Source organism: Teredinibacter waterburyi (assembly GCF_001922985.1).
GTDB lineage: Bacteria > Pseudomonadota > Gammaproteobacteria > Pseudomonadales > Cellvibrionaceae > Teredinibacter > Teredinibacter waterburyi.
Genome location: NZ_MRUH01000019.1, coordinates 104931 through 118758 on the forward strand (window position 1 = coordinate 104931; position 13828 = coordinate 118758).

Genomic DNA, 13828 nt, shown 5'->3' on the forward strand with positions numbered 1-13828 from the left:
ATTTAAACCTTAGCCCGTAGCTTAAATTAATTAGCCCTTAACGTAGCTCGATAACGCGGCGGCCGGAACGTTCCAATTCTTCCACGCCGCGTTTAAATGAAGGGATGCTCATAAACAAACGATCGAAGCTGCCATCCTCAATTGCCCGCATCAAACCTAACTCAATTCGCTCTGCCAAAGCCGTATTGTTCTTTCGCACAAAAAAATAATACGGCGCGGGGTAATGCAACATCACATAAGGTTCAACAACGATATCTTGATCTGTATGCAGCGCAACCTCTCCCCAAACTTCATGAAGGCCACGCGGAAAATAATCAAATCGTTTGCTCGTCAACATAGCAAATAGCAATTCGTAATTCGATGTATTTACCACAGGCAATTTATTGCGTCTGAATACGTCGGCATCCGGCCAACTTGTGCCCAAACCAGCCCTAAACTTTGCCAAATCGTCCATCGACTTAACGTGCTTTAGGATATCTCTGTTTTCCGCCTGAACTAGAAATACTTTGTAACTATTTAAGTTTTTCAGAAGAGGAATTTCAATCGCCCGCACGCGGCTCTCACGATCGTCGCTGCTCATATTCCACAGCAGATCGACCAAGCCATCACGTTTTTCCAACTCTTTAAACAGCCGTGCAGAAGAGAGTATTTTGGGGTAGAAGCGCAATTCGAAATCACCGTGAGTTTTTCGGGTTTTCTCGAGCGCCAAATCTAGAAGTTGTGGGTAATATTGTGCATGCCCAGTAGAAGAAGCTTCAATCGGCGGCAATGTTAATCGCAACACCTCTGGAGCAGGAATAGATTCCGCAGATAAAGGACCAGCAGAGAAAAAGCCGAGCAAAGCAATGAAAAACGTCGCAATATCAGCCACAAGCGATCGCCGCCAACAGCTTTCATGAAACGTTCGGTTAGATAAGGTCATAGTAATAGTGCAGAGCAAGGCGGAAGAAACAATAGGTTAAGCTACATAATAAAATATGTGCCGAATTATCGCATAGCCAGCTACACACCGATACAGCCATCGAACTAAGCGCTCCGTTGTGGCGCGGGGGAACAGCGCTTTAAAAAAAGTAGAGGTGACAATAGTAAACCGCAACTTACGCGCCAGCGAGCTACTTTCTCGCGCCATGATAAAGCTGATCAATGTAAGATGTAGCGCTGTCCTGCCAAGTAAAACGCACCTCAGATGCGCATTTGGCGATTTGGCGATAATGCTCATTGTCGTGCTGAAACATATTCAGCGATGTTGTAAATTCACTAATCATATTTTGAGCTTGCTCGCGTACACCCTCACCACCGAAACAAAACCCGGTTTTATGATGATCAACTGTGTCTTTTAAACCACCGACACAACTTACTAAACAAGGCTGCCCCGCTCGCATCGCCAGCATTTGACTAATACCACAGGGTTCAAATGAGCTGGGCATTAAAAATAAGTCACCATACCGATAAAGCATTTGCGACAAATCATCCGAATAGCCATTACAGAAAATAAAATTACTATAGTCGCCACTTACTTTAACAAAAAATGCTTCCATGCTGGCGTCGCCGCTGCCCAACATAATGAATTGCCCCGCATCGCCAAGTGACTCTAACAATTGTTCGAGTGCCGTTTTGCCATTAATCCGGGTCATAAGCAAACGCGTTTTTTGTTCGGTAATTCTTCCTACCGAGGTAAGCGTAAATCCACGGCTCTTCTTTACACCCCATTGCTGAAGACGCTTTTCGGCTAACCAATGGGCACTTGCCAATACCGGCGAACGGCTGGCCCATTTGAGCAAACAGCTCTGCGCCAGTTCGACAACTTTCTTTTTCGCCGGCGCCGCGATACGAACCCCCTTAGGATACTCGCAGCCATTGATGATGCCGCAAAGGCGCCCCTGTTCGGACCGCAACTGTAAATCTCGCTCTAAGCCCTCACCACCATAGTGACCCAGCCGGTGATCACTCGCATGTAAAATTTCACGAGCGTAAGTGGGTGATACGGTATGCACCATGTCAGCAAGTCGAATCGCGGCTCGCATCGGATTAATACAGTGGGTAAGTTTCGGGTCACAAATCTCTGCGGCGTCATACTGAAGCTCTGGATACCAAGCTTGGAAAGCAGACGGATCACCAGAGAAAGGTCGCACACCCTGCATCGCCAAGTTGTGGATGGTAAATACTGTGGTGATACTTTTGAGTAAATGTAACGCTGGGTCAAAACGAATCTGAATTAACAAGAAGGCGCTGTGCCAATCGTGACAATGCAAGACATCGGGAATTGGCAGAAATCCTGCTACCAGCGCTTGCGTTACCGCGGAGCAAAAGAACGCGTATTTTGTCGCGTCAGTTGCAAAGGGGCGAGAGGGAGGATCATTGCAATAGACCGACTCCCCGGACGGTGCAAATGCTTGATGGTGCAAGATATACTGGCTAGACCCGCCGTGCAGCCCAGGGACTTTGAGCAGCGTAACCTCGCGCTCTTCACCGGAGAATAAAACGACAAAACTGCCGCAGTTCTCAAGCCCCGGTAATCTAGCCAAAAAGCCATACGAGGGAACAACGACATCAACATCCAAACCCTCAGCTACCAGAGCCGGCGGGAGGTCTCTCAAAACGTCACCAACGCCTCCAATTTTAGCGCCGGGTAAGGCGTCATTTTCCGCGGCAATCATTAAAATTCTTTTTTTCGAATTCATATTATTCTGCTAAATACTGGAGTTTGAATGATAAATTGCCTGCTTAGGGTGCAGGCAATTTATTCGCTCTTATCTTTAAATGGTCGTTAAGGTTTCTAAAAAACCCGCGTTACTGCGGTCGATGCTGCCCCAGCATCTCTCGCGTCACTAACACCACACCTTTTTTAGTAACTCGAAAACCACGTGCAATATCGTGTTCATGATCATGTCCAATAATCATTCCATCCGGAATAATGCAGGAACTATCTATAATGGCTTTCTTTATTTTCGCATTCCGATGAATTTCCACTTCAGGCAGAATTACTGACTCTTCAACGGTAGAGTATGAGTGGATATGAACGTTTGAGAACAACAAGGAGTTTTTAACCGTTCCGCCAGAAATAACACAACCGCCAGACACCATAGAGTCAACCGCATAGCCGCGTCGATCATCGTCATCAAATACAAACTTCGCCGGTGGCAGGTGCTGCTGATAAGTCCAAATCGGCCAATCGTTGTTGTACAGGCTGAGTTGTGGTGAGGGCGAAACAAGCTCCATGTTTGCTTCCCAAAATGAATCCAGCGTTCCAACATCCCGCCAATAGGAAGGTACATCGGTTTCGTGATCTCGAAAACGATATGCACGTATATTGTGGGTATCAATAATATCGGGAATAATATTCTTCCCAAAATCGTGTTCTGAATCGGGGTTTTCTGCATCTTTGCGCAACTGGTCGAATAGGAACTCAGTATTAAAAATATAATTACCCATCGATGCTAAAGTCATCCCAGGATGATCGGCTAGCTCCGTTGGATGCTTTGGCTTTTCAGAAAACTTCATGATGCGGTTTTCTGAATCTACAGTCATAACACCAAACGACCCAGCAGCTTCTTCAATCGGTACCTCAATACAGGAAACCGTTAAATCCGCTCCAGACTCAACGTGATACGCCAACATTGAACCGTAGTCCATTTGATATACATGATCGCCAGACAGCACCATTACATACTTGGGCGACTCCGCCTGAATAATATCAAGATTCTGATAAATTGCATCGGCGGTACCTTGATACCAGTTGGGAGAATAACGCTGAGATGCCGGCAGCACCTCTACATATTCACCCAGCTCTCTCTTAAAATGACTCCAACCGCGAATAACGTGGCGAATTAACGAGTGAGCTTTGTACTGCGTTAAAATCCCAATTTTACGTATACCGGAGTTAACACAGTTCGATAAGGGGAAATCAACGATTCTAAACTTTCCACCGAAATGCAATGCCGGCTTCGCTCGCCAATCGGTAAGTTCATGTAGTCGACTGCCGCGGCCACCCGCAAGAATCAACGCCATAGTGTCGCGAGTAAGTCGACTTACGTAGCGTGAATTCGGATCTAACATTGTCATTCTCCTAGTTTCCCTCAATGCAAAATCTCTAATAGACACTGAAGTATTGGTTTAAAGAGCTACAACGGCGGTTGATACAATCACACCACGGCTTGCGCTCAAAATATAAGTTACATATAAAAGCTAGCAGTCGTAAACATTAATTATAACGGTAGCTTCCAAATATCTCGCGCATATTCTGCAATGGTGCGATCACTAGAAAACTGCGCGCTAGCGGCAGTGTTCAATATGCTTGATCTCACCCAACGACTACGGTTTTTATAGGCCACATTAACATCCTGCTGCGCGTCTATAAAACTTCTAAAGTCTGCGGCAACCATCCACTGGTCTTGAGGGTTGCGAACAGTTTGTATAATAGGGTCAAAAATACCTGGTTCAAACATATTAAAGTGACCGCACTCTAACAACTGCATGACTCTATTCAAGTCGTGATCTTCGGCGATAATAGCATTTGCATCATGTTGCATTCTGAAGCTGGGGATATCCTCTACCCTCAATCCAAAAAGGAAAAAGTTGTCGGCACCTACGGCGTCAAGAATTTCAATATTGGCGCCATCGTAGGTACCGATAGTCAGCGCACCGTTCATCATAAATTTCATATTACCTGTACCGGAAGCCTCTTTTCCAGCGGTAGAAATTTGCTCCGACAAATCCGTGCCCGGACATATGACTTCCATGGAAGTAACGCGATAATTCGGCAGAAAAGCAAGCTTGAGCCAAGGCGATACCGTCTCATCCGAATTCACAACAGTGGCAACATTATTAGCAAGCTTTATGATTAACTTTGCCAAGGCATAGCCTGGAGCTGCCTTGCCACCCAGTAATACCGAGCGCGGCACCAAGCCTTCCGTGTCACCGCGAGTAATTCGATCATATAGGTGTATAACGTGAAGAATATTAAGTAGCTGTCGCTTGTATTCATGTATGCGCTTAACTTGAACATCAAATAAACTATCAACACTAAAATCAACTCGACACTTATCTTTTACGCGCTCAATTAAAGGCAGCTTATTGCGCTGCTTTACGTCAAACCAACGCTTTTGAAATTCCGTATCATCGGCGAGTGGACGAAGCTTTTCTAGCTCCGTCAAATCTGTTCGCCAGCCATCACCGATCGCTTCATTAAGGAGTGAACCAAGGTTAGGATTGCAGTGCGACAACCAACGACGAGGCGTAACACCATTAGTTTTATTGTTAAATTTGTCCGGCCAGAGCTCATAAAAATCTTTAAAAAGCCCGGTAGTTAATAGCTGCGAGTGTAGTGCTGCAACACCGTTAACCGAAAAGCTGCCGACGATTGCCAAGTAGGCCATACGGACATATTGTTCGTCACCCTCTTCGATGATCGACATACGCTGCTGCCGCTGGGTATCGCCAGGCCAGCGATGAGCGACCTCGGCAATAAAGCGCGCATTAATTTCAAATACAATATCCAACAAGCGCGGCAATAATTCACGAAATAGTCTTACCGGCCACTTCTCGAGAGCTTCGGGCAGAAGTGTATGATTAGTATATGCCATGGTCCGTGTTGTAATACGCCACGCCTCGTCCCAACCAATGCCGTGGTCATCGATCAGTAAACGCATCAATTCTGCAACAGCCAGTGTCGGGTGAGTGTCGTTTAGCTGAAAACAATTGAACTGATCAAAATCGTTAAACTCTTCGCCGTTCAACATCACCCAATCAGCTATTACATCTTGCAAACTGGCTGAGGCAAGAAAATATTGTTGGCGTAGGCGTAGCTCTTTCCCATTCTCACTGGAGTCGTTGGGATAAAGCACCATGGTAATTTGTTCAGCAAGATTTTTTTCAGCGACAGCATCCGCGTAGTCGCCAGCATTAAACTCTTGCAAATTAAACTCATCGGTAGCGGCCGCTTTCCACAGCCTTAGGGTATTTACTTTGTCATTTTTATAGCCGGGAATCGGCATGTCGTAAGGTACAGCTAGAACATCTTGTGTATTAATCCAGCGCGCACATAGCCGACCAGAGTCATTGTTATAGTATTCTGTTTTTCCGTAAAACCGAACGCGACGGGTATGCCCTGGTCGTTCAATTTCCCAAGGATTACCACCGATGAGCCAGTGATCAGGCTGCTCTACTTGTCGTCCCTCCTGAAAGCTTTGGTGAAACATACCGTATTCATAGCGAATACCGTATCCAATGACCGGCAAGCCCAGTGTCGCGCAACTATCCATAAAACATGCGGCTAAGCGACCAAGTCCGCCGTTACCTAAACCCGCATCTTTCTCGTCCGATTCAATCTCTTCCAGCTTGCTGCCAAAATCCGCTAACGCGCCGCGTATAGATTCTTCCATATCTAAATTTAAGATGGCATTACTTAAACTTCGCCCTAGCAAAAATTCGAGGGATAAATACATCACCTTGCGTACGTTGTGCCGACTTCCCCGCAATTTGGTGATACGCCAGCGATCCATCAAGCGATCTCGAATGGTAAGCGCTAATGCGGTCATCATATAGCCATTCATGTCGTCGCTATCGAATCGACCGAGAGTAAAGTTGTAGTGTCTATGTAAGTCGGCGGTTACTTGCTCTACGCTATTGCTTAGGATTGGCAGATTCTCTTTATCGTCCATATGTCTACGCCTTATTGCTTTATTCTTTGCGATCTATTCTTTACCGTTTTGCTCGTCGCGGCTCTAGTAACATAAAAACAACGCACGCCGCGAAAATGCCTTACAGGAATTCAATAGCAAATTCATTTACCGGTCAGCTAGTTTAGCCAACCAGCATTAGAAATTGTCGCTATTGTGAAAAATTTGCAATGAACATCCGTATGGATTTCCCGTGCAGTTTCACCACGGCATCAGTACTAACATTTGCTTCTCGTGGTTTTCCGTCTGAATAATAGGTATCTAATACGCAGTTCCAACTTGCAGCTAATGGTGCTTCTGCATCCGTCTTGCTTGCCGTCGGCATAGAAAAGGGAATCGTTTCCATACCTGCGTTAAATAAAATCAGTTTCCGTACCGGTCGGTAGAACTTGTCCTGCCGCGCACCATCCTCCACTTCCTGTGCGGTAGGGTAATGTTCCAATATCCAACCTAACGATTGCACATATTGCTCGACCCAATGCGAATCACGCATTTCTTCACCCGTGGGGTTCAACCAGCGCACCATGCATTTAATGCCGTCGTCAGGCTCATCCGGCTTATGGATGTAACGTAGGGATGTTAATAGCGGATAAGTACGACGTAACTCTAGTACATATTTGGCGAAGCTTTTAAGCTGCAGCTGCGACTCACTAAGTTGCGGCCAATTTAACCAATTTATTTCGTTATCTTGACAATAGGCATTGTTATTCCCACCTTGACTTCGTCCCAACTCATCGCCGGCCAACAACATCGGTGTTCCTTGCGACAAGAACAGTGTGGTCAACAAATTACGCTGCTGACGTAAACGTAACTCTTCAATTTTAGGATCATCGGTTTCACCTTCAACGCCGTGATTTTCGCTAAAATTGGCATGATGGCCGTCGCGATTTTGTTCATTATTGGCTTCGTTATGCTTGTCTCGATAACTAACCAAGTCACGCATCGTAAATCCGTCGTGGCTGGTAATAAAATTAATACTAGACGATGGCGCCCTACCCGAGTGTTCAAATAGGTCGCTAGAACCGTGTAAACGTCGCGCAAATTCTGGCAACACACCGGGTTCACCGCGCCAAAAACGCCGGCAGGTATCACGAAAGCGATCGTTCCATTCCGACCAGCCGTTGGGGAAACTTCCCAACTGATAGCCGCCAGGGCCGATATCCCACGGCTCTGCAATAAGTTTACAGCGCGCCAATATCGGGTCTTGCCGAACCGCATCGAAAAAGCCGCTACCACCATCAAAGCCCTGTACTTCACGGCCCATAACCGTAGCTAAATCAAATCGAAAGCCGTCAACGCCCATAGTATTGGCCCAAAAACGCAGGCTATCCATCACCATCTGGAGGACGCGCGGATGCTTAACATTTAAGGTATTACCACAGCCGGTATCGTTTGCGTAATAACGTTTATCGTGATTCTGCAGAACGTAGTAGGAGGCATTGTCGATACCTCGAAACGATAAGGTTGGACCAAGGTGGTTCCCTTCCGCCGTATGGTTATAGACAACATCTAGAATCACTTCCAAACCCGCTTCGTGAAACGCACTAACCATGCGTTTGAACTCCAGCAGGTCGCCACTGGCAGAGTAGTCTTGGTGCGGAGCAAAGAAATGAAGAGAGTTATAACCCCAATAGTTGGTGAGATTTTGCTTAACTAAAAAACTTTCATCGATAAAGCCCTGCACCGGCAGTAATTCAACGCTGGTGACACCCAGATCTTTTAAATAGGCAATGACATCTGGGTGTCTTAGGCCCGCGTAGGTGCCACGCTCTGGAGCTGGAACCTTTAAATTCAACTGCGTAAATCCACGTACATGTGTCTCGTAGATCACGGTTTCATGCCACGGAATTTTCGGTTTATTTGCTGATGGCTCTACCTCGTTCGCAGGCAGTGCTAACGATTCATCCGAAACAACCACCGCTTTTGGAACATCCAGCGCATTATCGATAGCGTCTTTATATAAATCTTCTAATGCATGGCCAGGGCTATAACCGTAGATTGAGTTCGACCAATGAAAAGCCCCCTCTACTTTTTTCGCATAGGGATCCAATAGCACTTTATTTGGATTAAAACGATGGCCATGGGCCGGATCATAAGGTCCGTAAACTCGATAGCCGTATATAACCCCCTCACCCAAACCTTCCACATGTAAGTGCCATACATCATTAGTACAGCCTTCCATTTGTAATCGCGCTAGCTCGACTCGGCCAAGCTCATCAAAAATACACAGTTCAACTTTCTTAGCATGAGCCGAAAAAAGTGCAAAATTAACGCCACCGGCAACACAAGATGAGCCCAAAGGATAGGCATCACCGCGCTGTGTTTTGTAGTCCTTGGTATTTTTAAATGGGCGCATCACATACTACCTCTGGAGCTTTAGAACTACCGTCGAAAGTGGCGGCAAGTTTATAACTATAGACTGCTCGCGATGGTGCCACGCTGTCGCCTCAGTTTGTACGCCGCCAGCATTACCTTTATTGCTACCGCCATATATTTCTGCGTCGGTATTAAGTAGCTCTTTGTAATAACCCGACTCGTTTACACCGACACGAAAATGCTCCCGATAAACCGGCGTGAAGTTACTAACCACGACTACGGTTTCTTCTTTGTTACGGGATTTACGATTAAACGCAAATACTGAATTGTGGTAGTCATCAGCTTCTATCCATTCAAACCCAAGCCCGTCACAATCCACTTCATGCAGCGCTGGCTCAGATATATACAGATGATTTAGATCGCGAATTAACTGTTGTACGCCACGATGCTCCGGCAACTCCAATTGATGCCAAGCTATGCTTGAATTGTGATCCCACTCGGCGCCCTGGGCAATTTCACAGCCCATAAATACCAGCTTTTTCCCAGGGTGCGCCCACATAAAAGAATAGTACGTACGTAGATTCGCAAACTGCTGCCAAGCATCGCCCTGCATCCGCCCAAGTATTGATCGCTTGCCGTGAACAACCTCATCATGGCTTAACGGCAGCACAAAGTTTTCACTAAATGCGTAGTAAAGGCTAAAGGTCATATCGTGGTGGTGGTACTGACGATGGATAGACTCTTTCGCAATATACTCGAGACTGTCATTCATCCAGCCCATATTCCACTTAAAGCCAAACCCTAAGCCACCAAAATGCGTCGGCTGCGATACTCCGGGCCACGCGGTAGACTCCTCAGCAACCATCATTGCATCAGGAAAGTGCTGGTATACCCGAGTATTTACATTGCGGAGAAAATCTATAGCCTCAAGATTTTCGCGTCCACCATAAGCATTTGGAAGCCACTCGCCCTCTTTCCTGCTGTAGTCCAAATAAAGCATGGATGCGACCGCATCGACTCGCAAACCATCTATATGAAAAACATCTAACCAATAGAGTGCATTTGCCATTAGGTAATTGGAGACTTCTTTTCGGCCATAGTTATAAATAAAGGTATTCCAATCGGGGTGGAATCCTTGGCGAGAATCCGCATGCTCATACAGTGGTGTTCCATCGAACCTACCCAGTCCGTGCTGATCGGTAGGGAAATGGCCAGGAACCCAGTCAATGAGCACCGCAACGCCCGCTTGGTGGCATTGATCAACAAAATATTTAAAATCGTCCGGACTACCAAAACGGCTAGTAGGCGCAAACATACCAATGGGTTGATACCCCCAGGAACCATCGAAAGGAAATTCGCTCACTGGCATCAACTGTAAATGCGTAAACCCCATGTCTTTTACATAGGGAATAAGTTGTGCGGCTAGTTCACGGTAAGTTAAATAGCGATTATTTTCCTCTGGCACACGACGCCATGAACCAAGATGTACTTCATAAATAGAAATCGGACGATCGCGTTTGGTATAGAGATGTCTTTGACCGCCCCACTCTTGATCGCCCCATTGGTAGCGATCGTTATTAAAGACACAGGATGCTTGTTCGGGCGGTACTTGCGCAAAAAAGCCGTAGGGGTCGGCTTTATGTGGCAATAGCGATCCATCACCAGCACGCAGCTCGTACTTATACTGTGCATTCTCCGCAACACCGGGAATAAAAATCTCCCAGAGACCGCTGGGAACATGCTTACGCATCATATGACGACGGCCGTCCCAAAAATTAAAATCACCGACAACAGATACTCGGCGAGCATTAGGTGCCCAAACAACAAAGCTACAACCGGCTACACCATCTCGGTCGCACAGATGAGCCCCCATAAACGAATAAGCTGATTCGTGTGTGCCCTCACCAAAAAGGTAGAGATCTTGCTCGCCGATACTCGAGCCAAAACGATAAGGGTCTTCGAGAATTTCACAATGTTCGCCGTAGCAAACACGCAATTTATAATGGGGAATTACGTCAAGCCGAGCCACGTTCGAAAAGAATCCAGTGGTGTGAAGTTTTGTTAGAACTAAAAGCGTTTTTTCAGCCTTCTGGTCCAAAACTTCTACACTGTCGGCGTTGGGAAGAAAAGCGCGAAAAGCATAATAACCGGGGCTTACTTGATGGCAACCGAGATAGGCGAAGATGTCTTCGCAATCAGAATCGACTATGGACTGAATGACGTCGTGTGAAAGGGTATCCATCTTAGGATCGTATCTCCAATTTGTTATAACTTAAGTGTGTAAACCGCAGCGCACATTACGGCCCGCGCATAATTTATAGCGCACCGCCCGCTAGCAAAGGTTGCTTCTACGTACGCGGTCAATCAATTGCAATGTTTCAACCACCTCAGGAGAAGTAAAAATAGTACTGAGTGGTACAGCTATCTTACGCTGCCAATTCGGATATTCCTGATAGGTGCCGGGTACATTTACTGGAGCCGCCATCAACAGCAAATCCTCGAGTTGAATTACATATAGGCGCGACGAAACGCTCGCGACGCAAACTAAAATTGCGCTTATTAACTGAAAATCTGCGCCGCGTTCCATATTTCTATCTTGCCACGCGTCGGGTAAGTTACCGAGTTCACTTAGAAGATTAAAAACCATATGCTTTTCATGGCTACGCTGCTCAACCATCATTTGATAGTCTACGCCTTCCTCGAAAATATTCAGTCTATCACGCAAGCGTAAATCTGAACCGTCCCACCAACTGCTTAGCGTCGGTACATCGTGATTATTGACCATCGCCAATGCGTGGCGATCATAGTTAAAGGGAGATTTAAACGCATCGAAATGCTCCCGCTCAAAGTAAAACACTCTATTAGTGAAGATCTTTGCCGCGGTAATCGCATCTCTAAACTCTTGCGGTACGACACCCAAGTCCTCTCCGATTATAGTGCATTTATTTAGATGGCTCTCCAAGCATAAAATAGCCAACATATCTTCGAATGGATAATAAACGTAGGCGCCCTTATCCGCGGTAGAGCCTGGTGGACACCACCAGAGGCGCATGAGGCTCATGGCATGATCAATTCGCAATGCCCCGCAAGCGCTCATATTCTCGCGAAGAATCTCGATAAAGTGTGAATAGCCCGTCGCGCGCAGATGCGCTGGGTCCATAGGGGGCAGCCCCCAATTTTGGCCCTGCTCCGCGAGTGGATCAGGCGGCGCGCCAACAGATGCTCCTCGGCAGAATTGTAAAGGACGACTTGCGGCCTCAGCGCCACCTCCATCAGCACCTACAGCTAAATCACGAACTAAGCCTACCTTCATACCCAGACTTACAGCAAGGGCTTGGCAGGCTCCCAGTTGCAGGTGAGCCATCCATTGGATGTATACGTGAAAAAGTACGGCGTGTTGATTATCCTTCAACGCTGTAATGAAAATATCACTGTCCGCTCCGGCGGCAAGCACCTCAGGGCTAATATCCGCAAGGTAACGGGCGCCCTGCCAGCGATTATGGACAGCCTCGTAGAGCGCAAATTCCTGCAACGCAATGCCGCTCTTCGCTTGAAACTGCTGTAATTGTTTTGCCCTAACAGATTCTTGCTGCCACTCCTCCGACAAAAAACGGTCGAACATCAACTCAAAAACCTGATATTTAAGCTGTTTAACGGCTGTGTAGTCGACATTTTCGGAGTCGCGTACCTGCGCCAACAACTGTATAAATTGCGATGTTTTCAGCTTTTTAGTCACACTTGCCGAATCAGCAAAATCGAGTTCAATAGTTGGATCAATATACAACGGATTTATGAAGCGGCGATCTGACGGACTGTAAGGGCTACAATGATTTTGGATGTCTGGCATCAAAGCATGCACGGGGTTTAAACCTATCAGGTCAACGCCCGCCGCAACACCTAACTCGATAAGCTCTCTCAAGTCACTAAAATCGCCAATCCCCCAATCCTTACTCGTACGCAACGTGTACAACTGAACAATAAACCCCCAAAGCTGGTCTGGGCTTGCAACCCAAGCCGGCTGATAAACCGCACTAGGGGCAAGTGCTAGAGTGCAAGATATTCCTGCAATAGCCGGCTGTATAGGCGCTTCGTTCGTCGCAGGCATTGTTACCCTGACCGCGTAATAACCGAGATCTAAGTTGCCGACTAATATCTGCCGGCGAGAATAGCGAACAGCTTCGTATTGATAATCACCAACTTCACGCATATCACTGGGCAAGCAAGTCCCTGTGTCAACTAACCTACCTCCGCGATCAAACAATTCCCAAGTCAAAGTTTGCGATAGGCGCGCCGGATGAAGATTAATATAGAAGCTCGGCACTACACTTTCATGCAACACGCAGGTTTGCAACTCAGGGAAAAAATGCTTCCAAGGCCCGACATCTAACTCAAACGCCGCATCCGCGATAATCTTAGGCGTCGAAGCATCCAGCCCCATAGCGGCTAGTAATGCGAGCCTATTGCTCAACGGAACCTGTACGTGTTCGCCCCGATAATTGTTGTAGTCTGCGGCAATGCCGCGCCAATAAAATAACCGATCAAGATCGCTCATATAAAGTCCGTCTCAAAAATTCACACGTTAACCGAAGCAACAAGACTGCCAACAAGTACGTATTTTTAACATTGACGTAAAATGACAAGACAAAGCGTACAAAAATTAATTGGCATCGAGATAGATGCCCTCTGCGCTATTGGAATAGTAGCAAACTGTGGCTAATCGAGGTGCATACTCAGATCAAACAGAGCCAATAAAATCGGCTGGTATTGACGAGCATCACTATTACTGGGCAGTAAACAGCGCATGAAGGTAAAAATGCTGCGGTTTGGGGCGCGGC

7 protein-coding genes are annotated in these 13828 nt (G+C 46.7%); all 7 read right to left on the bottom strand.

Annotated features, from left to right (window positions below; genetic code table 11):
• Positions 1 to 37: 37 nt before the first annotated feature.
• The 7 genes from IDZ20_RS02040 to malQ all read right to left on the bottom strand — a co-directional run bounded on the left by IDZ20_RS02040 (position 38) and on the right by malQ (position 13545).
• On the bottom strand, positions 38 to 871 hold the full coding sequence (locus IDZ20_RS02040; protein ID WP_188149765.1) for a substrate-binding periplasmic protein: 834 nt from the start codon (positions 869 to 871) through the stop codon (positions 38 to 40).
• A gap of 241 nt (positions 872 to 1112) precedes the next feature.
• Positions 1113 to 2681: a glycogen synthase gene (locus IDZ20_RS02045; RefSeq protein WP_245792054.1), complete on the bottom strand. Its 1569-nt coding sequence runs from the start codon at positions 2679 to 2681 to the stop codon at positions 1113 to 1115.
• Positions 2682 to 2790: 109 nt separating this feature from the next.
• A complete protein-coding gene (gene glgC / locus IDZ20_RS02050) occupies positions 2791 to 4056 on the bottom strand; it encodes a glucose-1-phosphate adenylyltransferase (protein WP_188149766.1) in 1266 nt (421 codons plus the stop codon).
• 149 nt (positions 4057 to 4205) lie between these two features.
• Positions 4206 to 6659, bottom strand: a complete 2454-nt coding sequence (locus IDZ20_RS02055; protein WP_188149767.1) for a glycogen/starch/alpha-glucan phosphorylase — start codon at positions 6657 to 6659, stop codon at positions 4206 to 4208.
• 169 nt (positions 6660 to 6828) lie between these two features.
• Positions 6829 to 9033 carry a glycogen debranching protein GlgX gene (gene glgX, locus IDZ20_RS02060; protein WP_188149768.1) on the bottom strand — a complete coding sequence of 735 codons (2205 nt, stop codon included), beginning with the start codon at positions 9031 to 9033 and terminating at the stop codon, positions 6829 to 6831.
• A gap of 6 nt (positions 9034 to 9039) precedes the next feature.
• Entirely contained in the window at positions 9040 to 11235 is a 2196-nt protein-coding gene (gene glgB / locus IDZ20_RS02065) for a 1,4-alpha-glucan branching protein GlgB (protein WP_188149769.1), read from the bottom strand.
• 90 nt (positions 11236 to 11325) lie between these two features.
• Positions 11326 to 13545 carry a 4-alpha-glucanotransferase gene (gene malQ, locus IDZ20_RS02070; RefSeq protein ID WP_188149770.1) on the bottom strand — a complete coding sequence of 740 codons (2220 nt, stop codon included), beginning with the start codon at positions 13543 to 13545 and terminating at the stop codon, positions 11326 to 11328.
• Between the last annotated feature and the right edge of the window lie 283 nt (positions 13546 to 13828).

Excerpts from the sequence above, each read along its gene's own strand:
- IDZ20_RS02045 (WP_245792054.1), bottom strand. The coding sequence starts at position 2,681 with ATGAATTCGAAAAAAAGAATTTTAATGATTGCCGCGGAAAATGACGCC.
- glgX (WP_188149768.1), bottom strand. The coding sequence starts at position 9,033 with ATGCGCCCATTTAAAAATACCAAGGACTACAAAACACAGCGCGGTGAT.
- glgB (WP_188149769.1), bottom strand. The coding sequence starts at position 11,235 with ATGGATACCCTTTCACACGACGTCATTCAGTCCATAGTCGATTCTGAT.
- IDZ20_RS02055 (WP_188149767.1), bottom strand. The coding sequence starts at position 6,659 with ATGGACGATAAAGAGAATCTGCCAATCCTAAGCAATAGCGTAGAGCAA.
- malQ (WP_188149770.1), bottom strand. The coding sequence starts at position 13,545 with ATGAGCGATCTTGATCGGTTATTTTATTGGCGCGGCATTGCCGCAGAC.
- glgC (WP_188149766.1), bottom strand. The coding sequence starts at position 4,056 with ATGTTAGATCCGAATTCACGCTACGTAAGTCGACTTACTCGCGACACT.